General features: G+C 63.4%; 28 protein-coding genes. 8 read left to right on the top strand and 20 right to left on the bottom strand.

All coding sequences use genetic code 11. From position 1 onward, the window contains the following. Nucleotides 1-67 precede the first annotated feature (67 nt). From BM338_RS04465 to BM338_RS04475, 3 genes are read left to right on the top strand one after another with little or no spacing between them, the layout of a single operon-like run. Nucleotides 68-1,267 (top strand): beta-ketoacyl-[acyl-carrier-protein] synthase family protein, encoded by a 1,200-nt coding sequence (locus BM338_RS04465; protein WP_177229216.1) that lies wholly within the window; start codon nucleotides 68-70, stop codon nucleotides 1,265-1,267. Continuing rightward, nucleotides 1,264-2,061, top strand: coding sequence for a beta-ketoacyl synthase chain length factor (locus BM338_RS04470; protein WP_090449605.1), 798 nt, complete (start codon nucleotides 1,264-1,266; stop codon nucleotides 2,059-2,061). Before BM338_RS04465 ends, BM338_RS04470 begins: the two co-directional genes overlap by 4 nt. Further along, a complete protein-coding gene (locus tag BM338_RS04475; protein ID WP_090449606.1) occupies nucleotides 2,058-2,819 on the top strand; it encodes a glycosyltransferase family 2 protein in 762 nt (253 codons plus the stop codon). The genes BM338_RS04470 and BM338_RS04475 overlap by 4 nt, the downstream gene beginning before the upstream one ends. A gap of 11 nt (nucleotides 2,820-2,830) precedes the next feature. On the opposite strand, the gene BM338_RS04480 is transcribed toward BM338_RS04475, so the two are convergent. The 6 genes from BM338_RS04480 to BM338_RS04505 all read right to left on the bottom strand — a co-directional run bounded on the left by BM338_RS04480 (nucleotide 2,831) and on the right by BM338_RS04505 (nucleotide 7,748). Then, nucleotides 2,831-3,265: a hotdog family protein gene (locus tag BM338_RS04480; RefSeq protein ID WP_090450111.1), complete on the bottom strand. Its 435-nt coding sequence runs from the start codon at nucleotides 3,263-3,265 to the stop codon at nucleotides 2,831-2,833. Further along, entirely contained in the window at nucleotides 3,249-5,582 is a 2,334-nt protein-coding gene (locus BM338_RS04485) for an MMPL family transporter (RefSeq protein WP_090449607.1), read from the bottom strand. Before BM338_RS04485 ends, BM338_RS04480 begins: the two co-directional genes overlap by 17 nt. A 2-nt stretch (nucleotides 5,583-5,584) precedes the next feature. Then, on the bottom strand, nucleotides 5,585-6,229 hold the full coding sequence (locus BM338_RS04490; RefSeq protein WP_090449608.1) for a LolA-related protein: 645 nt from the start codon (nucleotides 6,227-6,229) through the stop codon (nucleotides 5,585-5,587). Further along, entirely contained in the window at nucleotides 6,153-7,106 is a 954-nt protein-coding gene (locus tag BM338_RS04495; protein WP_090449609.1) for an LpxL/LpxP family acyltransferase, read from the bottom strand. Before BM338_RS04495 ends, BM338_RS04490 begins: the two co-directional genes overlap by 77 nt. Then, the gene (locus BM338_RS04500) at nucleotides 7,103-7,405 is read right to left on the bottom strand and encodes an ApeI family dehydratase (RefSeq protein ID WP_090449610.1); all 303 of its coding nucleotides are present in this window, start codon (nucleotides 7,403-7,405) and stop codon (nucleotides 7,103-7,105) included. Before BM338_RS04500 ends, BM338_RS04495 begins: the two co-directional genes overlap by 4 nt. A 70-nt stretch (nucleotides 7,406-7,475) precedes the next feature. Beyond that, nucleotides 7,476-7,748 (bottom strand): phosphopantetheine-binding protein, encoded by a 273-nt coding sequence (locus tag BM338_RS04505; RefSeq protein WP_090449611.1) that lies wholly within the window; start codon nucleotides 7,746-7,748, stop codon nucleotides 7,476-7,478. Between the two features lie 91 nt (nucleotides 7,749-7,839). Between BM338_RS04505 and BM338_RS04510 the strand changes: the two genes are divergently transcribed. Next, nucleotides 7,840-8,832, top strand: coding sequence for a chorismate transformation FkbO/Hyg5 family protein (locus BM338_RS04510; RefSeq protein ID WP_090449612.1), 993 nt, complete (start codon nucleotides 7,840-7,842; stop codon nucleotides 8,830-8,832). A gap of 59 nt (nucleotides 8,833-8,891) precedes the next feature. Here BM338_RS04510 and glmU read toward each other — a convergent pair whose 3' ends face one another. The 13 genes from glmU to queD form a co-directional block, all read right to left on the bottom strand. Continuing rightward, entirely contained in the window at nucleotides 8,892-10,259 is a 1,368-nt protein-coding gene (gene glmU, locus BM338_RS04515; protein ID WP_090449613.1) for a bifunctional UDP-N-acetylglucosamine diphosphorylase/glucosamine-1-phosphate N-acetyltransferase GlmU, read from the bottom strand. Between the two features lie 53 nt (nucleotides 10,260-10,312). Continuing rightward, nucleotides 10,313-10,741, bottom strand: coding sequence for a hypothetical protein (locus tag BM338_RS04520; RefSeq protein WP_255367186.1), 429 nt, complete (start codon nucleotides 10,739-10,741; stop codon nucleotides 10,313-10,315). Nucleotides 10,742-10,971: 230 nt separating this feature from the next. Continuing rightward, nucleotides 10,972-11,397: a F0F1 ATP synthase subunit epsilon gene (locus BM338_RS04525; RefSeq protein WP_090449615.1), complete on the bottom strand. Its 426-nt coding sequence runs from the start codon at nucleotides 11,395-11,397 to the stop codon at nucleotides 10,972-10,974. Nucleotides 11,398-11,484: 87 nt separating this feature from the next. Next, complete coding sequence (gene atpD, locus BM338_RS04530; RefSeq protein ID WP_090449616.1) at nucleotides 11,485-12,897, bottom strand: F0F1 ATP synthase subunit beta; 1,413 nt, start codon at nucleotides 12,895-12,897, stop codon at nucleotides 11,485-11,487. Nucleotides 12,898-13,022: 125 nt separating this feature from the next. After that, nucleotides 13,023-13,955, bottom strand: coding sequence for a F0F1 ATP synthase subunit gamma (gene atpG, locus BM338_RS04535; RefSeq protein ID WP_090449617.1), 933 nt, complete (start codon nucleotides 13,953-13,955; stop codon nucleotides 13,023-13,025). Nucleotides 13,956-14,045: 90 nt separating this feature from the next. Next, entirely contained in the window at nucleotides 14,046-15,596 is a 1,551-nt protein-coding gene (gene atpA / locus BM338_RS04540; protein WP_090449618.1) for a F0F1 ATP synthase subunit alpha, read from the bottom strand. A gap of 93 nt (nucleotides 15,597-15,689) precedes the next feature. Beyond that, nucleotides 15,690-16,223 carry a F0F1 ATP synthase subunit delta gene (locus tag BM338_RS04545; protein WP_090449619.1) on the bottom strand — a complete coding sequence of 178 codons (534 nt, stop codon included), beginning with the start codon at nucleotides 16,221-16,223 and terminating at the stop codon, nucleotides 15,690-15,692. 3 nt (nucleotides 16,224-16,226) lie between these two features. Beyond that, nucleotides 16,227-16,697, bottom strand: coding sequence for a F0F1 ATP synthase subunit B (locus tag BM338_RS04550; protein WP_090449620.1), 471 nt, complete (start codon nucleotides 16,695-16,697; stop codon nucleotides 16,227-16,229). 86 nt (nucleotides 16,698-16,783) lie between these two features. After that, a complete protein-coding gene (atpE, locus tag BM338_RS04555; RefSeq protein ID WP_090449621.1) occupies nucleotides 16,784-17,062 on the bottom strand; it encodes a F0F1 ATP synthase subunit C in 279 nt (92 codons plus the stop codon). A gap of 78 nt (nucleotides 17,063-17,140) precedes the next feature. Then, a complete protein-coding gene (gene atpB / locus BM338_RS04560; RefSeq protein WP_090449622.1) occupies nucleotides 17,141-17,974 on the bottom strand; it encodes a F0F1 ATP synthase subunit A in 834 nt (277 codons plus the stop codon). Nucleotides 17,975-17,977: 3 nt separating this feature from the next. Beyond that, on the bottom strand, nucleotides 17,978-18,343 hold the full coding sequence (locus BM338_RS04565; RefSeq protein WP_090449623.1) for a hypothetical protein: 366 nt from the start codon (nucleotides 18,341-18,343) through the stop codon (nucleotides 17,978-17,980). Nucleotides 18,344-18,553: 210 nt separating this feature from the next. Beyond that, nucleotides 18,554-18,946, bottom strand: coding sequence for a phasin family protein (locus BM338_RS04570; protein WP_090449624.1), 393 nt, complete (start codon nucleotides 18,944-18,946; stop codon nucleotides 18,554-18,556). A gap of 152 nt (nucleotides 18,947-19,098) precedes the next feature. Further along, nucleotides 19,099-19,461, bottom strand: coding sequence for a 6-carboxytetrahydropterin synthase QueD (gene queD / locus BM338_RS04575; protein WP_090449625.1), 363 nt, complete (start codon nucleotides 19,459-19,461; stop codon nucleotides 19,099-19,101). 90 nt (nucleotides 19,462-19,551) lie between these two features. On the opposite strand from queD, the gene BM338_RS04580 reads away from it, so the two are divergent. After that, nucleotides 19,552-19,992, top strand: coding sequence for a hypothetical protein (locus BM338_RS04580; RefSeq protein WP_090449626.1), 441 nt, complete (start codon nucleotides 19,552-19,554; stop codon nucleotides 19,990-19,992). 67 nt (nucleotides 19,993-20,059) lie between these two features. Here the strand turns inward: BM338_RS04580 and BM338_RS21680 are convergent, their stop codons facing one another. Then, a complete protein-coding gene (locus BM338_RS21680) occupies nucleotides 20,060-21,805 on the bottom strand; it encodes a LysM peptidoglycan-binding domain-containing protein (protein WP_218156291.1) in 1,746 nt (581 codons plus the stop codon). A gap of 199 nt (nucleotides 21,806-22,004) precedes the next feature. On the opposite strand from BM338_RS21680, the gene BM338_RS04600 reads away from it, so the two are divergent. The 3 genes from BM338_RS04600 (at nucleotide 22,005) to BM338_RS04610 (ending at nucleotide 25,148) form a co-directional block, all read left to right on the top strand. Further along, nucleotides 22,005-22,988, top strand: a complete 984-nt coding sequence (locus BM338_RS04600) for a Tle-like phospholipase domain-containing protein (RefSeq protein ID WP_090449627.1) — start codon at nucleotides 22,005-22,007, stop codon at nucleotides 22,986-22,988. 120 nt (nucleotides 22,989-23,108) lie between these two features. After that, entirely contained in the window at nucleotides 23,109-23,867 is a 759-nt protein-coding gene (locus BM338_RS04605; protein ID WP_090449628.1) for an ankyrin repeat domain-containing protein, read from the top strand. A 147-nt stretch (nucleotides 23,868-24,014) separates the two neighbouring features. Beyond that, nucleotides 24,015-25,148 (top strand): DUF1521 domain-containing protein, encoded by a 1,134-nt coding sequence (locus tag BM338_RS04610; protein ID WP_090449629.1) that lies wholly within the window; start codon nucleotides 24,015-24,017, stop codon nucleotides 25,146-25,148. Nucleotides 25,149-25,383 lie beyond the last annotated feature (235 nt).

The raw sequence follows: 25,383 nt of genomic DNA on the forward strand, positions 1-25,383 counted from the left end.
TGAACGCAAGCTGCCGCAAGACCTCGCCAGACTAGGCAGGGTTAGGGTCGCTCGCTAGGCTCCCGCGATGTCCGTACCCATCCATCCGCTCGCCGTCAGCGCGTATACCGTCACCTCCGCGCTGGGCCACGGTCTCCACGACCATCTGCACGCCCTCGATACCGCCCGGAGCGACCTGCGCGCCAATGATTTCAGCAGCGCGCCACTGGCATGCTGGATCGGCCGTGTCGCTGGCGTGGAGAACATCACACTGCCCAGCGCTTTTGCCGCCTGGGAGTGCCGCAATAACCGCCTGGCGTGGCTAGGGTTGAACCAGGACGGCTTCGCCGACCGCGTCCGCGCGGCACGCGAACGCTACGGCGCGGAGCGCGTCGCACTGGTCCTGGGCACGTCCACCGCCAGCATCGGCGCCACGGAAGAGGCCTACCGCCGCCTCGACGCCGACGGTCGCATGCCGGCGGATCTGCGCCGCCCGGCCATCCATGTGCCGCATTCGCTGGTGGCCTTTGTCGCGGAGGCACTCGGGCTGGAAGGCCCGGCACTGACCATGTCAACCGCCTGCTCGTCGAGCGCCAAGGTATTTGCCAGCGCGGAGCGGATGATCCGTCTCGGCCTGGTCGATGCGGCCGTGGTCGGTGGCGTCGACACCTTGTGCGACAGCGTGCTGTTTGGCTTCAACGCACTGGAACTCGTTTCACCCGAACCGTGCCAGCCGTTTGATCGCGCACGGCGCGGCATATCCATCGGCGAAGCGGCGGGCTTCGCCCTGCTCGAGCGCACCGACGCCCATCCCGATGCGCCACGCCTGCTGGGCTACGGCGAATCCAGCGATGCTCACCACATGTCCACACCGCATCCGGAAGGTCTTGGCGCCGAGTTCGCGCTGCGCGATGCGCTGGCGCGCGCCGGCCTGGAAGCGGCACAGGTCGATTACATCAACTTGCATGGCACCGCGAGCCAGAAGAATGACGAGGTGGAAGCCGCGCTGGTCTCCCGTGCCTTTCCCGCCACCACACGCGCCAGCTCCACCAAGGCGTTTACCGGACATACGCTGGGCGCAGCAGGCATCCTGGAAGCCGCGTTCGCCCTGCTCGCCATGGAGCATGGGCTGGTGCCCGGCAACCTGGGCTGCAACGATCCCGATCCAGCCTGCGGCCCGCAGTTCGCGTGGCGCAACGAGCAGAAGCGTATCGATATCGCCCTCAGCAATTCGTTCGGCTTCGGCGGCAACAACGCCTGCCTAGCGTTCGGCAAGGCCGCAGCATGAGCCATTGGCCGGTTTATGTGGAAGGTGTTGGCCTGTGGTCGCCACAACTGGCGGATTTCGCCGCCCTACGCGCCTGGCTCGCCGGCGCCCCCTTGCCGCCACCAGCCGCCCGGCCGGCCGCCAACGTGTTGCCGGCCAACGAACGCCGCCGTGCACCGGAAAGCGTGTTGCTTGCCACCGAAGTCGCCGGCCAGGCCGTCGCCATGAGCGGACGCCAGGCCAGCGACTTGGCCTGCGTGTTCAGTTCCGCCTACGGCGACCAAGCCATCACCGACTACATGTGCGAAACCCTGGCGCGGGACCCCTCAGCGCTATCGCCCACTCGTTTTCATAATTCGGTACACAACGCGCCAGCCGGTTACTGGACCATCGCCACCGACTGCCATGCGCCTTCGGCCGCCGTCTGCGGCTATCGCGCCAGCCTTGGGGCCGGTTTGCTGGAAGCCGCGATGCAAACCATCGCCGACCAAAGGCCGGTACTGCTGGTATGCAGCGATATCGCGGGCACCGGCCCGCTGGGCACGATGACCGAGAGCCGCCAGGCCTTTGGCTGCGCCTTGGTGCTGGTCCCGCAAGCAAGCCCACACAGCCTCGCCCGCCTCGAGCTGACGCCCACCAGGCAGTCGGCGGCAACCGCAGCTCCCTCGCCTTTGCCCGCCACCTGGCATGAAGCCAACGTTACTGCCGCCGCAGCGCTGCCTTTATTGCTGCTGTTGGCCGGCCACGGGGCTCATTACACTTTGGCTACAGCCGGATCGGTCGGCCTGGACATTCATCTGGAAGAGGTTGCTTGAGTTCACCAACCGCCCGATGGTGCGTGTTGATTCCCTGCCTCAATGAAGAGGCGGCCATCCAGGGCGTGGTCAATTCAGCCCTCGCACTCGGCGTGCCGGTGATCGTGGTGGATGACGGCTCGGACGACCGCACACCCGATATCGTTGGGGCGATGCCCGTCACCCTGCTACGCCATCCACAACGCAGCGGCAAAGGCGGAGCGCTGCGCACCGGTTTCCACGAAGCGTTGCGCCAGGGCTTCGATGCCGTGGTGACTATGGACGGTGACGGCCAGCATCTCGCCAGCGACGTGCCGCGCATCGTGGCGGCCGCGCAGCGCTATCCCAATCACATCGTGATCGGCGCGCGCTTGATCGATCGCGAACAGCAACCCAAGGCTCGCCGCCATGCCAACGCCGTGGCCGACTGGGGTATCTCCTGGGCCTGTGCGCAACCGGTGGCCGATACGCAGAGCGGACAGCGCTGGTATCCGCGCGCGGCGCTGGACCTGGTGGATCTGCCGGCGGAAAACTTTGTATTCGAGGCCGCGATCCTGATCGCCGCTTCGCGCGAGAAAGGTCTGGGCGTCGCCTCGGTACCCATCGCATCCCGCTATAACGGCGAGTTCCGCATCAGTCATTTCAACCCGGTGCGCGACGTGGCGCGCATCACTATCTATACGGTGGGTCGCATCCTGCACTATGGCGACGCGTGGGCGAGCTATCGGCGTTCCCGGGCCAGCCAGCCAGTGGTGTTCGACACCGCAGCGTCGGCCTGAAGCACTAAGACTTAAGCGTCGACGTAGAGCACGGCGGCACGGCCGCTCGCGAGCAACTGGCCGGCTTGCTCGACACGGAAAACATATTGCGCACCACTGTCATCGGCGGCCAAGCGTTCCGCATGGACGTCCAGACGCCCCGCACCGGCATCGACGTACTCCACTTCAAGCTTCAGATCGCGAAGGCTGACCAGCCGCCCCCCGCGCGCCACTTCGACGCCACGCACGCGTTGACCGAGAGCACCATGCACCGCCATGGCCTGAGCACCGTATTCGGCCAGATGCACGGCATGCAGGCCCTCGTCTGTTCGCAATGGATGCAGGGTATCGGCATGACCACCGCTGACGGCATGAATCGAGGCGTCGCTCCACGCCACGACGGCATCCAGCAGACACATCGTGCCCGCATGCGGAATCAGATGCGCCCAGTCAGTCTTGTCGAGCATGCCCATGTCCCGCATGCGGTGCCATCAGAATGGAAAGGCAGAAATGAAAGGCCACACCTAGACTTACGGTGAGGCCGATCGCACGCAGTACCGGGATGCTGCTCCACGCCAACATGCCAAACACCAGCAAGGCGGACAGCACGCAGACTAGAGTGGCATGCAGGGTACGGCGCTGCTCGGCGGGGTCGCCTGTGTCGCGCTCGAAGAACAGCGCATAGTGCAACCCGAGGCCGGCGGCGAGAATCAGCGCGACAAGATGGAACAGCGATATCTCGATACCCATCGCGCGTTCCACCGCCAGCACCAGGAACGTCGCCAGAGTCATCGGCGCCAGCACATGCCAGGCGCGGCGCAGGCTGCGCAGTGCAAAAGTAATGGTCAGAACCATCAATACGGTGGCAACCAGCAACGCGCGAAGGATGCGTGTGCGGTAATCGACCACCAGCGATTCGGATGCCTGCTTCAGATCGAGCAGGCGCATAGTGCCATTGCTCTCGTTCGCCAGGTGCTCCAGCGCCGCCACGTCGTGCACGCCGCTGAGTGTACCCAGACCCAGCCAGTGACCATCACGCGCCACCAGCATGGCGGACAGGCGCTGTCCCAGCGTGCTTTGCGCAAATACCTCCGGCGTCAGCAGCGGCAGATGACGTGCTGTTTCCACATCGTCAACGAACGGCGCGAACAGATCCTTGCGGAACGGCAACCCCTGGGTGGCATCGTCCAACGCCTTCTGTAGAACAGCCCGATCCGGCAACTTTTGCTGGCGCGCACGCTGCGTGGCTTCGCTGGGCAAGTAGCGTGACGGCAGCTCTACCGCATCCACTGCATGGCGGGCCACCAATGCCTCGACTTTCGGCTCCATCTGCTCGGAGAGCTTCAACACCCCCTGCGCATCCGCCGCCTGCAGGATCAACAAGTAGCGCACATCCGGCGCACCCAGCGCTTCGCGTAACCGGGCATCACGCTGCAGCAGATCCTGCGGCAGCGGCGTCAATGCAGCGAGGTTGTTCTGCCAGAACGAGCCGGGGGCCAGCACCAGCATCAACACCGTCGCCGCGGCTACCAGCAACGGCACCCAACGCGGCCGCGGCAAGTGATCGACGAAACGTCTCGCGCGCAACAGCCATGGCATGGCTGCCACATCACGCACTCTGCCCGGCAACAAATGCGGGAGCAAATAACGGGTACTGAATCCCGCCACCAGCAAACCGGTGATGGTGAACACGGCCAATTGCTTCAAGCCGTTCACCCCGGACGCATAGAACGCGAGATAGGCGATGCAGGCCGAAGCGATGGCGGTCAGCAGCAGCGGCCATAGCCCGCGTACGCTGGCTACCGCATCCTCTCCCGCGCGCCGATGGCTCAGCACGCGGATGGGATATTCCTGCGCCACGCCCAGCAAGGTGAAACCAAAGGCGAGCGTGATGCCGTGCACTTGCGGAAACAGCAGCACCAGCGCGGCAATACCTGCCAGCGCCGCACTGGCGATAGGTAAGGCCGACAGCAACAACGAACTCACGCTGCGATAAGCCAGCAACAGCAGCAGGATGAAACCGACAGTGGAGACGTTGCCGATCCACTCCGCCTGCCCACGCGTCTGCTGGCTCACCACCACGCTGAAATAGCCAGGTCCGCTGGTTATCAGTTTTGCGCCGGCGCTGCCTGGCAAAGCGTGGAATACCTGCTCGATACCGGCGACCGCATCTACCTGCGCATCCGGATCAAAGCCCGCAGCACGCGTCTGCACCAGCAGTAACGCTTCGTGCTGTGCGGAGAACCAGACACCCTCGCGCAACTCGGGAGATTTCGGCGGCGTCCAGCGCTCCGCCAGCTTCAGCACCTCTAGCGTTGGGTCTCGAGGTAACAAGCCCTTCAACAAGCTGGCAGCCGGCGATGAGAGATCGTCCAATCGCTGCTGTAGTTGATCCGCCAGGAAAGCCTCGTCCATCGAGTCGCTATCCAGCGTCGGTGACAGTAGATAGCGATACGGCAACAAGCGTTCGTCCAGCGTCGCGAGATCGAAGCTGCCGTTGAGCACCTGGCTATAACGCGGATCCTTGCGAAGCGCGGCTACCAGGCCCTGACTCAGCGCCGCCAGCTCCGCATCGGACTTGCCGCTCAGCGCCAGCAACAACAGGCGCGAACCCGGACCTTCACCCACTTGCTCCATCAACAGCCGCTGATCTGGCGTGGTTGGCGCCGGCATGAAATCGCGCAGATCGGTGCTGACCTTCAGCCGTTGTGCGACCAGCGCGCCGAGCCCCGCCAGCGCCAGCAACCACAGCGCCAGCAAGATGGCCTGCCCCCGACGCGGCATGATCAGCCGCCCTGGCACAAGGCTGCCAGCGCTTCGCGCGTCGGCGCGGCCGGCATGCGCGCGGCAAGCTCGCCCAGCAAATCGATAGCCAGATCGCCATCTGCTTCCTGCATGCGCATGCAACGAGGCTCGTTGCCGCGACCATCAATCTGGATGCTGGCGATCACCTTGGCGACGCGTGTATCGCGCGGTGTAAGGATCAACGTCCAGCGCTCCGCATTGCCATCATGATGAATGGCGAATGCCTGATTCAGGCGCGAAGCATCACCGCCGAGCAAGGCAACGAAGCTGTCCAGCAACACCTGGAGTTGCGGCGCTCGATTCAATGAAAAGCTGCGCGGCTTGCGCCCTTCGCGCTGTTGCGTAACTTCGCCGTCGGCAATGGTGGCCACTTCCTTGGCCGGCTGTTCCACGCGGCGCTCCAGCCGGTCGCCGCCCAGCCAGCTCAGCTCGCCGGAGGACACTCGTGGCTGCTCCAGTATCTTCATGAAGCGTACCTCCGCGAAGGCCGTACGCGCGGGTGCCGGGCGGCCCAGCGAAGCGATCAGCGACTGCGCCGCAGCATCGCCTTCAGCCGCCGAGGCGTTCGCCAGCCACGGCAGGCTGAGGCCGAGCAGAAGCGCAAAGATCTTGCTGCCAGAAGTCATAGAAGTTGAACCAGTTGTAGGGAGCGACATGGATGTAATGCTCCACGCGCTGGGCATAACGGCCAATGACCGCGTCCAGCGCCGGCGCGCGATCATGACGCGGGATGTCCACGCGCTCGGCAAACGGCTCGAAAATCAGGCGATAGCGGTTGCCGCCGAGGTACAAGCCGAAACACAGCACCACCGGCACCTGCAACGTATGCGCAAGCAGCCAGGGGCCTACCGGGAACGGCGCCGGCTGACCAAGCAATTCGGCGCGGCGCAGCACCTCGTGCTCACGGCCACGATCGGCGAGCAGAGCCACCATCGCGCCCTCTGCGCAAGCTTCAGCTATCTGCAGCACCATGCTGGCGCCATCTTTCGAGGCGTCGATCACCTTGTTCCCGATGTCGGGTGCCAGCGCCTCCAACAGTTCCGTAAGGGCCGGTGTCTTCTGTTTATCGAGCAGTACTCGCAACGCTATATCCGGCCGACGTGATGCAAGCGCGCGCAGCGCCTCGAAACTTCCCTGGTGTGAACCAAATAGCAGCACACCGTTGCCCTGCTCGACGCGCTCAATCAGCAGCTCCAGCCCTTCGGTTTCAATCTGGAAGTCACGTTCGCCGTGCGCCAGCAGAAAGATGCGATCCAGCATCGTCGCCGCAAAGCAGTGGATGTGTTTCATCACTTGCCAGTTGGTCACCGGGTGCGGCAGCACTTTTTCCAGGTATTGCCGCGAAGCCTCTCGCTCCGGCTTACGGCGCAAGAAGAAATACAGCGTGATCGGATACAGGAACAGCCGCCCAAAACGCCGCCCGCCATGCAGGCCGATGCTGCGGATCAGCCACAGCGCGAAACGCCCGCCGCCTTCCGGCCGGCTTTGCCAGTGCGCGCTCACGACTCAGCGCCTTCCACGATGCCGCGCGCGAGCAATACCTCACCGCGGAGGATCTCAAAGCGAACGCGCGTGCCATTCTCGATCAGGCTCAACTCGGCCTGCTCGGCTGGCAGTAGTGGCGCGACAAACTTGGCTTCCACCACCCTGGCCAGACGCTGGTTGCGCCAGGCGCGCAAAGCCAGCGCGACTTGCTCCAGCAACACAACACCAGGTACCAGCGGATACCCAGGAAAGTGCCCGGGCAGGCTCGGATGATCGGGAGCGATGCGGAATGTGGCGCGATAGGTCGACGCGTTCATCGCGCAGCTATCTGCACAAGACGGCGAAACAACCGGGCGATGCCATCCATGCAAGGCACCGTGTCAGGACTCAAACGGGAGTTCGGTACTGTTCGACGTGCTCGGACAGCGCACGCAGGCTGGCAAAGATGCGGCCGTTGTCCGGATTGTCGGAACGCAACTGGAAGCCGTAGCGCTTGGACACAGCCAGGGCGATCTCCAGGGCGTCGATCGAATCCAGGCCCAGCTCGCCGCCAAACAGGGGAGCTTCCGGATCGATCTGCTCGGGCGTGACCGCTTCCAGGTTGAGGCTCTCCACGATTAGGGTCGCCAGTTCATGTTGTGCCGCGGTCTGCTCTGCCATGCTCGTTCCGTACTGCCAAAACATGCCTCCCCCCGGTCGGCACAGGGCGTGGAGTGTAACATAGCGACCCACTTTCCCTGGGCTAAGTTGCATGACTTACGGTTCAGAAAGTGCGCTGTCCGTCTCGCCAAGGCGACGCGCACCGCAAGTGTCTTATCGCAATGCGGCGTCTCCGGACGTCCTGAACGAAGCCGGCACGCTTGCCGTACTCGGCTTTGGCGCCGGCGTGCAGGAACACGACGATCCGCGCTGGATGGCCATCGCGCTGGAGTGCCTGGACGCGCCCGCACCGCTGGAGGTCTGGCAGGTCGAGGGCCAGGTCACCCACGCACGCGAAGGCGATCTGCGCTGGTCTGCCGGTGACGGCTGGCTGTTCGTCGCGATCGAACTGGACGAGCGGAAACACGGTGGCCCGCGTGACACCGCCGAACTGGCCTACCGGCAATTGCGCGAGTTCGTCGACGGACGCCCGGAGCGGCACGTACAGCGCATCTGGAATTACCTGGGCGCGATCAACCAGGGCGATGGCGACGGCGAACGCTATAAGCTGTTCTGCGACGGCCGCGCGGCCGGCATGGGCTATTTCTTCACCGAAGGCTTTCCCGCCGCCACGGCCATCGGCCATCACGCGGACGCACACACCCTGCAGATTTACCTGCTGGCCTGCGACCGCCCGGGCGTACGCGTGGAGAACCCTCGACAAGTCAGCGCCTGGCGCTACCCGCGTCAGTACGGCCGCACGCCACCGAGCTTCGCCCGCGCCATGTCCCTGCCGTCGCACGATGTCCTGGCTATCTCCGGCACGGCCGCCGTCGTCGGCCACAGCTCCGCGCACCAGGACGATCTGGACGCGCAGCTGGACGAAACCCTGGCCAACCTCGAGGCACTGCTGGCCAGCGCCGGCATGCCCGCTGGCTTCGATACGCGTTCACCACTGAAAGCCTACGTAAAGCACGCTATCGACGCGCCGCGCGTACTCGAGTTTCTGCAAACCCGTCTGCCCGGTGTGCCGGTGCTGATGCTGCACGGCGATGTATGCCGCAGTGAATTGCTGGTGGAGATCGACGGCTGGCGTTATGCCTAGTGGAAGAAACGAGTGGAGCCGCTCAAGCGCTCTTCTCGTTTCTCACTACTCTCCACTCATTATTTTTTTTCCGGCCTGTGCCAGCCATGCAGCGTCGCCTGGCGACCGCGCGCGATAGTCAGTTCGCCAGCAGGCGCATCCTTGGTGATCACCGACCCCGCACCGATAGTGGCTTGCGCACCGACACGCACTGGCGCCACCAGCGCAGTGTTGGAGCCGATGAAAGCGCCATCGTCGATCTGCGTGACGCTCTTGTTCACGCCGTCGTAGTTACAGGTGATGGTACCAGCGCCGATGTTGACCTTGCTGCCGACCACGGTATCGCCGAGATAGCTGAGATGGTTTGCCTTGCTGCCTTCGCCCAGCCGCGCCTTCTTGGTCTCGACGAAGTTGCCGATGTGCACGCCAGCAGCCAGTTCGGTGCCGGGGCGCAGGCGCGCGAAGGGGCCGATCACGCAAGGACCATGAGTGACCACGCCTTCCAGATCGCAATGTGATTGCACTACGGTGCCGGTGGCGAGCTTCACATTTTTCAGCCGCGTGAAGGCGCCAATGCGCACGTCCTCACCCAAGGCCACCTCACCTTCGAGAATAACGTTGACGTCGATCTCGACGTCGCGGCCTGCGGTCACTGTGCCTCGCACGTCAATACGCGCCGGATCGACAATGCGCACACCCTCCAGCGCCAGCGCCTGCGCCGCACGCTGGCGGAACACCGCCTCGAGCTCGGCCAGCTGCCAGGGATTGTTCGCACCGGCGGCTTCCATCGCATCGTCGGATTCGACGTTCTGCGCGGCGCGGCTCTCTTCCGCCGCCATCGCGAAGATATCGGTGAGGTAGTACTCACCTTGCGCATTGTTACGGTCGAGCTTGCTGGTCCAGCGCTTCAGCGCATCGGATTCGGCGGCGACGATGCCGGTATTGACCAGGTTGATCGCACGCTGGCTGTCATCGGCGTCCTTCTCCTCGACCACCGCACGCACAAGGCCGTTGCCATCGCGCAGCACGCGGCCATAGCCCTTGGGATCGGATACGCGGGTCGTAAGCAGCGCCAGCGACCCTTCCGTACTCACCAGACGCTTCAAGGTCTCTGAGCGAGTCAGCGGCACGTCGCCGTAAAGCACCAGCACGGCGGCACCGTCGGGTACGTTGCGTAGCGCCTGCACCACGGCATGCCCCGTACCGAGGCGATCCACCTGCAAAACCCAGCGCAGATCGGCCTGGCCGTCGAATGCCGCCAGCACCTGATCGCCGCAATGACCGTAGACCACGTGGATCGCTTCGGGCTGCAGCGCCCTCGCGGCGGTCAGCACGTGCTCCAGCAGTGGACGCCCGGCCAAAGGCATCAGCACCTTGGCCTTCTTGGACTTCATTCGCTTGCCTTCGCCGGCGGCGAGGACGATGACGTGCAGAGGCATGTTCTTCATGGCGATATCGGCTGTTTACGTCAGCGGTGGAGGATAGCAGTCGCGTGGCGGACTCAATGAACACCAGCCGGCGGGGCATCGCTCGTCGATACCTCGGCCCGGCCTCCATGGCATTCGAAATGGAAGGCATAAGTGAGGCTGAAGCGACGCGTTTCGCTGTCGACCACGTGACTCTCGCCGTTGGCGTTGGCCGCCCAGTGCGTGATCAGGAGCGGGCTGAAGTCCCATTGCCGCGCGGCTACGCGGACGGCATCGATGTACAGGCGACGCGCGGTATCGGCCGTGGCTTCATCGGCCACGCGGACATCGTCGACCTTGCCTGCCTGATTGACGACCAGCAGAGCTTGAACGTCTACCGGACTCGGGCAACTCGCTAGCAGCGATGGCGGGTAGACCGGCGCGACGCGATGGAAGGGTGCGGCACCGCTGGATACGTCGCCCATGGCCAGCTCATAGCGTTGGGTGCCTTCCGGCAGCACCATGTGCCATGTCGCGTCCCCGCTCGCAGGGGGCGCAGGAATATCCGCACTCCGCTTTGTCGTGGCACAAGCGGCGAGCAGCAGACTGCCTAGTCCCAGGCATATAACGGTACGTATCCCTGCCACGCGCGCTATCCCTATGAAGAACGATGGCAGCAACGATGCCCAAGCAAAAACGCCGGCACAAGGCTGGCGTTTTTATGTTTCCACAGTCCGCGCGTGGCGGACGGGAATCAGTGCTTGAGGTTCTTGCGCAGGCGCTCCAGCGCCTGCAGCTGGGTCAGAGCCTCGGCCAGCTTGGCCTGCGCCTCGGCGATTTCCATCGCGTCGGTGCGATTGGCCAGGGCGTCCTCGGCTTCCTGCTTGGCACGCTGGGCAGCGGCCTCGTCCAGATCCGAGGCGCGTGCGGCGGTGTCGGCCAGCACGGTCACGACCTGCGGCTGCACTTCCAGGATGCCGCCGGAAACCCAGAACTGCTGGCGCTCGCCGTTCGGCAGCACCACGTCCACATGGCCCGGCTTCAGGCGGGTGATCAACGGAGCGTGGCGGGGCGCGATGCCCAGCTCGCCCATTTCGCCGGTGGCGACGACCATGACCGCTTCGCCATGGAAAATCTCGGCTTCAGCACTGACGATGTCGACACGAAGGGTATGACTCATGCGCTTCTACTCTTAAAGCAAGTGAGGGAGTGAGGAGATGATGGTCAAACGGCTCTCGCCGGTTCGCCTTTCACCTCCCTACCGCTCTTAGGCCGCCTTCTTGGCTGCCATGTCCTCGGCCTTCTTGATGGCCTCGTCGATACCGCCGACCATGTAGAACGCCTGCTCCGGCAGGTGGTCCACGTCGCCTTCCACGATCATCTTGAAGCCGCGGATGGTTTCCTTCAGCGACACGTACTTGCCCGGCGAACCGGTGAACACTTCCGCCACGTGGAACGGCTGCGAGAAGAAGCGCTCGCACTTACGCGCGCGGGCCACGGCCTGCTTGTCTTCTTCGCTCAGCTCGTCCATGCCGAGAATCGCGATGATGTCCTTCAGTTCCTTGTAGCGCTGCAGCGTGCCCTGCACCTTGCGCGCCACTTCGTAATGCTCCACGCCGATCACGTTCGGATCGAGCTGGCGGCTGGTGGAATCCAGCGGATCCACGGCCGGGTAGATACCCAGCGAAGCGATGTTACGGCTCAGCACCACGGTCGCGTCCAAGTGGGCGAAGGTGGTGGCCGGCGACGGGTCGGTCAGGTCATCCGCAGGCACGTACACGGCCTGGATCGAGGTGATCGAACCGGTCTTGGTCGAGGTGATGCGCTCCTGCAGCACGCCCATCTCCTCGGCCAGCGTCGGCTGGTAACCCACGGCGGACGGCATACGGCCGAGCAGTGCGGACACTTCGGTACCGGCCAGCGTGTAGCGGTAGATGTTGTCGACGAACAGCAGAACGTCCTTACCCTTGCCGGTCTCGTCCTTCTCGTCGCGGAAATACTCGGCCATGGTCAGGCCGGTTAGTGCCACGCGCAGACGGTTGCCCGGCGGCTCGTTCATCTGGCCGTACACCATCGCGACCTTGTCCAGAACGTTGGAGTCCTTCATCTCGTGATAGAAGTCGTTGCCTTCACGAGTACGCTCACCCACGCCGGCGAACACGGACAGACCCGAGTGAGCCTTCGCGATGTTATTGATGAGCTCCATCATGTTCACGGTCTTGCCCACGCCGGCGCCGCCGAACAGGCCGACCTTGCCGCCCTTGGCGAACGGGCAGACCAGGTCGATGACCTTGATGCCGGTTTCCAACAGGTCGTTCGCAGCAGCCTGGTCGTCGTAGCTCGGCGCTTCGCGATGGATGACCCAATGATCCTTCGTGTCGATCGGACCGGCTTCGTCGATCGGGTTGCCGAGCACGTCCATGATGCGGCCGAGGGTGGCCTTGCCGACCGGCACCTTGATGCCTTCGCCGGTGTTGCGGGCCACGAGGCCACGCTTCAGGCCGTCGGTGGAACCGAGGGCGATCGTACGCACGATACCGTCACCCAGGACCTGCTGGACTTCCAGCGTGATCTCGGTGCCGTCGATCTTCAGCGCGTCGTAAACCTGCGGCACCTGATCGCGTGCGAACTCCACGTCGATAACCGCGCCGATGATCTGTACAACTTTGCCCTGGCTCATGGATGTGCTCCGGATGGATCTTTAAGTGTTTGTTTTACTCGCGCCCAATCACGGTCGCGTGCTTTTAGTGAACAGTGCGGCCACGGATGACCGCTTTTGATGTTCGCGGTCATGGATGACCGCACTTATACAGCCGCTGCGCCGCCGACGATTTCCGAGATTTCCTGGGTAATCGCTGCCTGACGGGCCTTGTTGTAGACCAGTGTCAGTTCGCCGATGACCTTGTTGGCGTTGTCGGACGCGCTCTTCATCGCCACCATGCGCGCGGCATGTTCACTGGCGAGGTTTTCCAGCACGCCCTGATACACCACGGACTCGATGTAACGGCCAAGCACGTGCTCGAGCACGGTCGCCGCATCCGGTTCGTAGATGTAGTCCCAGTCGTGGGTTTGTTCCAGCTTCAAACCAGCCACCGGCCAGCTCGGCGTCGCGGACTCCCCGGTGCCTTCGGCGGCCTGCAACTCGGCAGCCACCAGCGGCAGCGGCAACAGCGCCTCGATCGACGGCTTCTGCGTCATGGTGTTGACGAAGTCATTGTAGGCGAGGAACACACGATCGAGCTTGCCGGCCGTATAGGCGTCCAGCAGCACCTTGATGACGCCGATCAGCTGTTCGACCTTCGGCTTCTCACCCAGATGCGTGATGCTGCCGATCAGGTTGACGCCCTTGATGCGGCGGAAGAACTGCACGGCCTTCTGGCCGACCGCCACCACATCGACTTCAACACCCTTGTCCTGCCACTCGCGGATAGCCGGCAGCAGGCGACGGAACATGTTGGAGTTCAGGCCACCGCACAGACCGCGATCGGTCGAGATCACCATGTAACCCACGCGCGCGACAGGCTCGCGCTGCGTCAGGAACGGATGGCTGAAATCCGTGCTGGCCTGGGCGACGTGCGCGATCACCTTGCGCATCTGGCGCGCGTACGGACGCGACGCCTTCATCAGATCCTGCGCCTTGCGGATCTTCGAGGCCGAGACCATTTCGAGCGCGCGCGTCACCTTGCGCATGTTCTGCGTGCTCTTGATCTTGGTTTTGATTTCGCGTCCGCTTGCCACGTTTGCCTCAACCTTTTGGGTTATTGCGATCCCGACCGCTCGGTCGGAGTGCGGTACGGCCGCTTGAACGGCCGTACACCCTGTTGCTACTTACCAGCTACCGGTCTTCTTGTACTCGTCCAGGGACGACTTGAAGACGCCTTCGATCTCGTTGTTCCAGTCACCGGTGGCGACGATCTTCTTCATCAGCTCGGCGTGGTTCTGGTGCATGAAAGCATGCAGGCCCTTCTCGAACGGCAGCACCTTGTTGACCGGCAGGTCATCGAGGTAGCCCTTCTCGGCGGCGTACACCGACAGCGCCAGTTCGGCGATCGACAGCGGCGCGTACTGTTTCTGCTTCATCAGCTCGGTGACGCGCTGGCCGCGGTCCAGCTGGGCGCGAGTGGCCGGGTCCAGGTCCGAAGCGAACTGCGCGAACGCAGCCAGCTCGCGGAACTGCGCCAGGGCCAGCTTCACGCCACCGGACAGCTTCTTGACGATCTTGGTCTGGGCGGCACCGCCCACGCGCGACACCGAGATACCGGCGTTCACGGCCGGACGGATACCCGCGTTGAACAGGTCGGTCTCAAGGAAGATCTGGCCGTCGGTGATCGAGATCACGTTGGTCGGCACGAACGCTGACACGTCGCCGGCCTGCGTTTCGATGATCGGCAGCGCGGTCAGCGAACCGGTCTTGCCCTTCACTTCGCCGTTGGTGAACTTCTCGACGTACTCCTCGGACACGCGGGAAGCGCGCTCGAGCAGACGGGAGTGGAGATAGAACACGTCGCCCGGGTAAGCCTCACGGCCCGGCGGGCGCTTCAGCAGCAGCGAGATCTGGCGGTAGGCCACGGCCTGCTTGGACAGATCGTCATAAATGATCAGCGCGTCCTGGCCGCGGTCGCGGAAGTACTCGCCCATGGCGCAGCCAGAGTACGGCGCGATGTACTGCAGCGCGGCCGACTCGGAGGCCGAAGCCACCACGATGATGGTGTTGGCCAGCGCACCGTGCTCTTCGAGCTTGCGCACCACGTTGGCGATCGACGAGCGCTTCTGGCCGATGGCGACGTAGATGCACTTAATGCCGGAATCTTTCTGGTTGATGATCGCGTCGATGGCCAGCGCGGTCTTGCCGGTCTGGCGGTCGCCGATGATCAGCTCGCGCTGGCCACGGCCGATCGGGATCATCGAGTCGACGGACTTGTAACCGGTCTGCACCGGCTCATCGACCGACTTACGCCAGATCACGCCCGGCGCGACCTTTTCGATCGGCGAGCTGTGCTTGGCGTTGAGCGGACCCTTGCCGTCGATCGGGTTGCCGAGCGCGTCGACGACGCGACCGAGTAGCTCCGGACCGACCGGCACTTCGAGGATGCGGCCGGTGGTCTTGGCGGTATCGCCTTCACGCAGATGCTGGTATTCGCCCAGCACCACGGCGCCGACCGAGTCGCGCTCGAGGTTCAGCGCCAGCGCATAGGCATTGCCCGGCAGCTCGATCATTTCGCCCTGCATCACATCGGCCAGGCCGTGGATGCGCACGATGCCGTCGGACACGCTGATGATCGTGCCTTCGTTGCGAGCCTCTGCGCCGAGCTTGAACTGCTCGATGCGGGTCTTGATCAGTTCGCTGATCTCAGACGGATTAAGAGTGGTGCTGGACATGGTCGTTATCCTGAAATTTTGAAAGTCGCTTTGCTTAAGAGTCCGGCCACGGATGGCCGGTTTTGCTCTTCGCGAAATGGACTTCGCGTAAAGCTAAGCCGTCAGCGCGCTGGACAAGCGCGCCAGGCGGCCACGGACGGAGCCATCGATCACTTCGCTGCCGGTGTCGATCACCACGCCGCCGAGCAGCGAGGCATCGACCTGGGTTTCCAGTTCGATCTCGCGCTTGAACCGGCGCTTCAACGAGGTCTTCAGCTGCTCGGCCTGCGCGGCGTCCAAAGCCATAGCACTGGTCACCTTGACCAGCAGCTGCGACTCGGACTCACGCTTGTAGGTTTCGAACAGGTCGGCCACTTCCGGCAGCAGCGCCATACGGCGATGCTCGGCCAGCTCGCCCAGAAACTTCGCGAAGGGGGTATCGCTGCCCATGCCCTGCGGCAAGTGCAGTGCGACCAGCTGCGAAGTCAGCACGCGCGGATCGTTGCCGAGGCCGGCGACGCGAGGATCCTTCGCCACCACGGCGGCGAAGGCCAGCGCCTGCGACCACGCAGCCAGCGCACCGGATGCCTGCGCCAGCTCGAAAGCGGCGCGTGCATACGGACGGGCGAGAGTGATTGCCTGGGCCATGGCTTAGATCTCGGCGGCGAGTTGGTCGAGCATGGCCTTGTGGGCCGTCGCGTCGACTTCGCGCTGCACGATCTTCTCGGCGCCCTGCACCGCAAGACGACCCACCCAGCCACGCAATTCTTCACGAGCGCGCTGCTGCATGCTGACGATCTCGTCGGCGGCGGCAGCCTTCAGACGGACGGCTTCGGCCACCGCATCCTCGCGGGCCTTGTCCACGATCTGATTGGCCTGCTGCTGAGCCCGCTCGATAATCTCGGCGGCCTGCTGGCGAGCTTGCTTGATCTCGACAGCCACCTTGGCGTCGGCATCCTTCAGTTCGGCGCGCGCCTTCTCGGCGGCGGCCAGACCATCGGCAACCTTCTTCTGACGCTCTTCGATCGCGGCATTGAGCTGCGGCCAGATGAACTTGGTGGTGAACCAGACCAGGATGGCGAACGACACCATTTGGCCCAGGAAAGTCAGATTGATATCCATGAGCTTTCCAATTAACTCCGGTAACGCGTTAAACCGCCGATCGCCGCAGCAACTTCTGATTGCTGCGGCGACTCACTTCGCGTCAATCAGCCGCCAGCGGCGGTCTTGAGCGCCGCGATCAGCGGGTTCGAGAACGCGAACAGCAGTGCAACGGCCAGACCGATAATGAACGCGGCGTCGATCAGACCGGCGAGCAGGAACATACGACCCTGCAGCAGCGGAACCAGTTCCGGCTGACGGGCAGCGGACTCGAGGAACTTGGAACCCATGATGGCGATACCCAAGCAAGCGCCCAGAGCGCCGAGGCCGATGATGATGCCGATGGCAATGGCGGTCAGGCCCTGCACGTGTGCGATGAGTTCCATGGTGATCTCCTGTAAATCGGTAACGGGTTAGTTAGTACAAAAGAAGATGAAGCAAAAAACAGAATCAAACGAAAAGCTTTAGTGGTGTTCACGTGCCGTGGCGATGTAGACGATCGTCAGCATCATGAAGATGAACGCCTGCAGCAGGATGATCAGGATGTGGAAGATCGCCCACGCGGTGTTGAAGATCACACCCGGCAGGAAGCTCAACCAGCTCGCGAACAAACCTGCGATCAGCATGAACACCAACTCGCCGCCGTACATGTTGCCGAACAGTCGCATGGCGAGCGACACCGGCTTAGACAGGTATTCAACGACGTTGAGCAGAAAATTGAACGGCACCAGGATCGCAACCACGATCGGGTTGTGCGCATGGAACGGCGCGGTCATCAGCTCTTTGCCGAAGCCCAGGCCACCCTTGGCCTTGATGCCATGGCCGATCACAATGAAGAACACAGCCAGCGCCAGACCCACCGTGGTATTGATGTCAGCGGTCGGTACCCAGCGGAAGAAGGTGTGATGCGCGGTCTCAGCACCAGCCACGGTCCTCACGCCCCAGCCCGGCGCATCGAGCGGCAGCAAGTCCATCGCGTTGAGGAATACCACCCACATGAAGATCGACAGCGCCAGCGGCGTTACCGTGCGACGGTCGCCGTGGAAGGTGTCCTTCACCTGGGTATCGACAAATTCGACGATCAACTCGACGAACGCCTGCCCTTTCGACGGTACGCCTGAGGTCGCCTTACGCGCCTTGAGCCAGAACCACAAACAGAACAGCGCACCCAGCAGAAACGCCACCACGACCGAATCGAGGTTCAGTTTCATGAAGTTGCTGTCACCAAAACTCACCACATTGTGATGAAGGTGATGCTGGATATATTCGGTTAGACCGCCCTGCGGCTCACTTGCCATGTCTCAACCCTTGAATCTGAACGCCAGCAGATTTATTGCGTACGCAGCCACCAGCCCCGTAATAGCGGCCAGTGGCGGCAGTTTGTATTGACCCAGGATCATGATCAGCCCCCCGCCGATTACGATCCATTTCAAGACCATGCCCGACAACATGCGCCCCACGGTCATGCCGCCACCACCCAACCCCGAGAACGTACGCGCCGCAAGCAGCGCAGTACCCAGCGCCACGATGGTGGCACCCGCAGAGGCCGCGACCGCATCGCGAACCCCCTGCGTCAGGAAGGCGAGGCCAACGAACGCCGCTACCAGCAGCTGCAGCAAGACAATGCGCAGCGCAAGACGACGTCCGGAGGCAAGACTGTTGAGCACGTGAGGTCCCCGCGCGGCTTCGCACTAGGCGGCACCGATCCAGCTGCGGGCCACGGTCCAATCCCAAAAAGTATATCAGTGGGGCATTTAGAGCGACAAGCCGCGCACCCTGCGACAACTTGTCCTGCCCGGCGTGCGGACAAGAAAAAGGCCGGACTGGAAACCAGTCCGGCCTCGGGCGTCGCTGAGGGAGAGCGACGTTGAAGCGTATTACTTGCCGGCGGCAGCCTTCTTGACCGCGGCAACCGGGGCGGCCACAGCGTCGTTGGCGGCCTGCTGCTGCTCCTGCGCGAGCGCATTGAGCGACTCGGCAGTCTTCTGCGTCACAGCGATGATTTCCTGGGTCACGGCCACGGCGCGCTCGGCGTTCTCACGGCTCAGCGCGGTGCCCTTTTCCCACAGGCCACGCAGACCGTCGACGTCACGGGCTTCAAACGCTTCGGTGATGAAATCGGCAGTGACCTGCGAGTGCTTCTCGAGCGCCTTCATCTGCAGCTCGGCGACCTTCTCCAGGCCCTTGAGGGCTACCGACTGCGCTTTGAAGGCGTTGTCGGTCAGTTGCTTGGCGTAGGCAAAAATCTGGGTATTGAATTGCTGAGTCATGACTGGCTCCCTCGGCGGGAATTAGGGTAGTGGAGCAAGCCTAGCAAGTCATTTTGTGCAGTGCAATATATTTTTTGTGAAGAAGCTGACACGGAGGAAAAAATTCACGTAACACGGCTATTTATGACAAAGCCATGAAATGTGGCGACGCGTCAAAAACTGCTTCGGCTACAACTTGCCCCCGAGGTGCAGGTCTCATGCACCACCACCTTGTCCAGCCCCGGCAGGCGCGGCTCCAGGCGCTGGAAGATCCACCGTGCCAGCATCTCGCTGGTCGGGTTTTCAAGCCCCTCGATGTCGTTGAGATAGTGGTGGTCCAGCTGGTCGTACAGCGGTGCGAACGCTGCCTTCACGTCGGCGAAATCCATCACCCAGCCCAGGGTCGGGTCGGGTTCGCCGCTTACATGGATCTCGACGCGGAAAGAATGGCCGTGCAGCCGCGCGCACTTGTGGCCTGGCGGCACGTTCGGCAAGCGGTGGGCGGCTTCGATATGGAAAATCTTGAAGATATGCATGTGCCCATTCTAACGCCCCGCCCGTTACGGCCCACGCCACTGGGGAAAACCCCAGGTCCGGCACCGGCAGACCGGCGGCATACTCGAGCCATGTCCGCACGCCTTCCTGCCCTTCTCGCCACTCTGCTGATGAGCGTGACCGCCATGAATGCCAACCACGCGCAAAGCGCCGTGCAATCGCCCGCCGCCGACAGTGCCGAGCGCAAAGTTTTGCTGGACGCAGCCCGCACGCCATTGGAGCAACGCCTGCACCAGCCCGTGTTGCTCGTAGTCGACCAACTGAACACCTCCGGCGACTGGGCTTTTCTGCAGGCTCATATGCAGGGCGCAGGCGGCAAACCGCTGGACTACACCGGCACCGAGTACGCCGAAGCGGCGCAAGCCGGCATGAAATCCCACATCTACGCCGCCCTGCTGCAACGCTCCGGCCAGCAGTGGACGGTGAAAGCCGAAGCGATCGGCCCCACCGACGTGGCATGGGGAAACTGGGCCACGCAATACGGCGCGCCCGCCGCCATCTTCGACCACTGATTTCAGCCTTCCAGAAAAACCAGGGGCGGCACATGGCCGCCCCTGATCGGTTCCATCGCCCGAAGGCTCACGGAGGCGTGAGGTACCACGCGCCGCCGTAGGGATGTCCATAACCCACTTTCTGCGTGCCATCGGCATTGGAGTTGTTGGAGCCGATCAGCTGCACATTGCCGCCGTTGTTGCTGGCCACCAGTTCGACGTGGCCGCCGTTGTTGAGGATGCACACATCGCCCGGCTTGGCATGCGCCGCGTCGACTTTGTGCCAACCCTGCGCCTGTAGCTTGGAAGCCACTTCGGACACTTGGTTGCTGTGGAAGTTGATCGCGCCCGCCTTCTGCAGCACCGCCGTCACGAAGTTGGCGCAGCACAGGTCGGAGGGCACCCAACTCTCCATCGGCAACTGACCGCTGCGCTTCAGATCGGAGGCATTGCGGCCAAGGAACTGCTTCGCCAGATCCACCACCTTGCTGCCGCTGGCGCCGCTCGATCCCTGCACCGGACCCGGACCTGTGCTGCCACCCGTACTTCCCGCGCCAGGAACATGGATGACCTGACCTACGCTAATGCGGTTCGGATTGCTGATCTGCGGATTGGCCCGTTCGAGCGCCGCCAGCGACACGCCATTGCGTGCAGCGATGCCTGACAAGGTATCGCCCGAACGCACCGTGTAGTCGTGGCTCGCCGGCTTGGGCGCGGGCGCCGCACTGCCACTCGATCCGCCGGGAATGTGGATGACCTGCCCCGGATAGATGCGATTCGGATTGCTGATCTGCGGATTCGCCGCCTCCAGCGCCGCCAGCGATACGCCATGGCTCGTCGCGATACCCGACAGCGAATCGCCCGAACGCACGGTGTAGCTTCCACCCGCCGGCGCACTACCGCCGCCGCCAGGCAAATGAATCACCTGCCTCGGATAGATGTGATTGAAATTGCCGATCTGTGGATTGGCCGCTTCCAGCGCCTGCAACGACACACCCTGACGCTGTGCGATACCCGACAAGGTATCGCCCGGCTGCACGGTGTAACTCCCACCGTGCGCACCACCAGGAGCCGGTGCAGGAGCGGGAGCAGGCGTTGGTGCGGGAGCCGGCGCACCGGCAGGCGCGGAGCTGCCGAACAGTGCCGCTTCCTGCGCACGGCGGCTCACCAGCCCCGGCAGCACGTGACCACCGCCATGTACGTATTGCCCGAACATCTGTTGCGCTCCGGCGTAATCGCCGCCGTTGAGCTTGGAGAGCAACCCCGGATAACCGTTGGCACCAAGGTTGTAGGTCAGGCTGACCAAGGCGTCGAACTGGTTCTGGTTGATCGGCACATGCACGTTCTTGCGCACGGCATCCTGTGCCCAGCCCAGATCCTGCTTGAGATATTCCTCGGCCTGCGCGCGGGTGATGGTCTGGCCCGGCTGCACGCCGCCGGTATGGCCGTAGCCAATCGTCCACGGCGCACCACCGGTGCCAGGATCGGGGTAGGCCTTTTCGCTGTAGCCCTCGAAGCCTTCGATCATCTTCACGCCGTTCTGGCTGATGCTGAACCCCGAGGCCGGTCCGGCATTGCCCGCGGGCGGCGTGCTGCCGCCGACCGGCGCTGGCGTGCCGCCACCGTGGTCACCTGGAATCGTGACGCGATCGCCTGGATAGATCCGGTCCGGATTGCTGATCTGCGGATTGGCTGCCTCCAGCGCCGCGAGCGATACGCCGAAACGCTGCGCAATACCCGACAGCGAATCGCCATGCTGCACGGTATAGGTGGCCGAGTTGTCGCCGCTTGCGGCGAGTGTCTGGGTGGAGCGGACAGCGCTGACAGCAGTCATGGAATGCCTCGCGGACGGTAAAGAAAATGAAATGCGGCGGCCGAATTGGAGCACCGCCTTTCACCCGTCTCCCATTGGGGCTTTCCCGAGCTAGGTGGAACCCTAACCTCGGGAAAACCCCAGGCTAGGGAGCGACCTAGCTGACGCCTGCTGCAGACACGCCGCTATCGTCGTCGCATCGCCATGGGAGGTGGACGCGATGTATCTGGAACTTCAGTCCAATCGCAGCAGCGCCGCATTGCCGGTGGATCACGCCAACACACAGACACCCGCCACCGCCTCGAATGTCGCCAGCGCCGATGCGCACGTATCGCTGCCGCAGTTCGCGTTCAATCCGCAGCTGGCTGGGCTGACTCACGCGATGTTCGGTAACTCCGCCACCGCTGCCGCGCCGAACTTCGACGCGCAAGTGCGCGGCACCGTCGCCAAGGCTATCGATCTGCAGCTGGCCAAGCTCAGCCAGGATGTGTACGACCCCAACAGCAAGGGCATCGAAGGCTGGACGCGACTGAATAACGATCAGTTGATGCGGGCCGGCATCGATCCCGCCTCACTGGAAGATCCCACCACCGGTTTTCGCGCAGCGATCTACCAGGACAAGAACGGTGACCATGTACTGGCCTTCGCCGGCTCCAATGACGCCAAGGACTGGTTGAACAACGCGGAACAGGGCCTCGGCATTTCCGCCGCGCAATACAACCAGGCCGTTTCGCTCGCCACCGAGGCCAAAGCTGCTTTCGGCAATAGCCTGGCGATCACCGGCCACTCGCTTGGCGGCGGTCTCGCCTCCATCGCTTCGCTGGCGACGGATTCGGCCGGCGTCACGTTCAATGCCGCGGGCCTCAACGACGCCACCATCCGCCGGCTCATTCCCGAAGGCGATCCGGCCGCCCTGAAACAGCAGGCGGAGAACGGACTGATCCGCCGCTACGCCGTGAACGGCGAAATCCTCACCACCACGCAGGAACACACGCCGCTGCCGGATGCCGTGGGTCACAAGATCACGCTCAACGATCCCGCGCCGGTCGCCAAGCCCGACATCCATTGGTATGACTGGGCCACCGGCAAGGCCGAAGTGCTGGAAGCGAAATACGCCATTGACGTCGCCAAGCACTCGGTCGATCTGCACATGGACGATGCGGTCATCGCCGCCATGGAGAAGGATCACCCCTGGTCTCCGTGAACAACGTGCGTAGGTTTGCGCGCCTCGCCATGAAATCGTGACATCAACCGTGATGTACTTGCCTTCGCCCACGCCGCCTTGTGCGGCGTTTGGCGCTGGGCCGACACCGGAGAACCCGGCATGATGCGTATGCACAAACGCACCAGGCACTACGCCTGGTGCCTGCTGACCAGCCTGGCGCTTAGCGGTGCCGCTGCGGGAAGAGAAGCCATGAGCGACACGGACGCAAGCAAGGTTTTCAGCGACAGCCGCGTGGTCGCGCTGCTCGATGCCGCTGCCACCGGCGATGCCGCCCGCGTGCGCTCACTCGCGGCCGCTGGCGCCGACATCAATGCGCAAGGCGACCGCGGCGTCACGCCGCTGGAGTGGACCCTGCTGCACCAGGATCTGCGCGGCATGAACGCCCTGCTGCAGGCCGGCGCCGATCCCACGCGCCCCGGCGTCGGCGGCGCCACCGTGCTGCATCTCGCTGCCATGGCCAACGATCCCGCCTACCTGAAATCCCTGCTTGATCACGGCGCCGATCCCAATGCACCGCACGGCGTCACCCAGGCACCCCCGCTCGCCGCTGCGCTGATGAACCCGAAGGACGACGCCTTCGATCTCTTGCTCATGCATCACGCCGATCCCAATCGCGCCGACCGTCTCGGCAACACACCGCTGCACGTCGCCGCCAAGGTGCACAAGACCCATTGCGTGCTGCGTCTGTTGCAGGCCGGCGCGGATGCCACTCGCCGCAATCAGCAGGGCGCCACCTTCCAGACCTACTTCAATATCCTGCCTGCCGGCGGCCTTAATCCTGCCGCGCGCGCCGAGCATGAGCAGGTCGATCAGTGGCTGCGCCAGCATGGCGTGAGTGTGGAGCGCGGCGTGCAGTAACGCAGGAACAGGGAGAGAGCGTGACGCCCTGCCTCTTGCTTCCACCCTAGGGCTTTCCCCAGTCAAGGGTTTTCCCAAGTATCGCGCTGCATCGGTCGTACCCATCATCCGTGATACCGCAACACATCACGCGCGAAGGGGAAGGACATGACGACCGTTTTCGATGCATTGGACAATGCGCTTTTCCGCAACAACTTCAACGCCACTATCGACCGTGCCGGCGCCAGCCTGGGCGCGCAGCGCGTGCACGCCGCACTGGATTCGGTGGATCTGAACCAGGTTTCGCCGAGCGAGAAACGCGTACTGCAGAGCCTGGCCGGCTCGCTCTCATCCGACGGCTACATCAGCGGCAACGACGCCGATGCACTGGTCAGCCTGATCCACGGCTACGCCACACCCAACAGCGGCTTCGGCCTGCCTGCGCTGACACCCGCGCATACCCCGATCAACGCACCGATCCGCATGCCGGTCGCGTATCCCGGCAGCGCGCTGTTCGCCAACATTTTCACGCAACTGGTGAACCAGGCCGTGCAGAGCTTCCGCAACGCCGCCTTTCTCGGCAGCGCCGCCAACATGCTGGCGGAAACCGACCAAAGCACTGGCGCGCAGCGCGTGGCACAAGCCCTCGACAACGCCGACCTCTCAAACTTCAGCGCCGATGATCGCCGCTTCGTACTCAGCCTGATCGGCTATGCCTCCGCCGACGGTCACATCAGTCGCGCCGAAGCCAACATCATCATCGACTACATTCAATTCGCCAGCGGCAACCCAGGCAACATCACCACGCAACCGTGGAACGTGGAAGCCAACGACGGCCAGCACGCACGCATCGACCTCGGCCATTACACGCTCGACATCGATCAAAGCAGCTCGCAATTCGTGCTGACCAACAAAGCCACCGGCGAAGTCACACGCATCTGGGGGGATCCACATTTCGACAACAACGGCCAGGCCATCGGCACCTTCAAAGGCACACTCACACTCAGCCTCGACGACGGCACGAAACTCACCATCAACACCACCCCCGCCGGCAACGGCGAGTTCTACTCCAGCAAACTCACCATCACCCAAGGCGACCAGGCCATCGTGGTCGACCACCTCAACCAAAACAGCACGCAACCCCTAAGCATCATCAACACCCCCATCCTCGGCCGCCTCCTCGACTGGGCCACCGACGACGGCACCCGCGTCTACGAAGACACCAACACCCGCCAATGGGTACAACTCGACGCCGGTGGCTGGACCCACGCGATTGATGGAAATTTTCTGGCGATGTCATAAAGGCGATGCGCAGCGAGCCGTCGCACGGGCAGTCCGTGCGATGGCGAGGCCTGGATAACCCGAAGAACACCATCCCGCCGCCTGACACTGGAAAAGGCGTAGCTACAGAGCACACCGTCTGCTCTCAGGCCATTTCTCTTTGGTTACTTTCTCTTTGGGCCAGCAAAGAGAAAGTGACCCGGACCGCGGCAGCGGTTCGGAAGCCCGCGGCAGGCGAGCCAGGGCACACAGACGT

This window comes from Dyella sp. OK004, assembly GCF_900114495.1.
Classification (GTDB): Bacteria; Pseudomonadota; Gammaproteobacteria; order Xanthomonadales; family Rhodanobacteraceae; genus Dyella_D.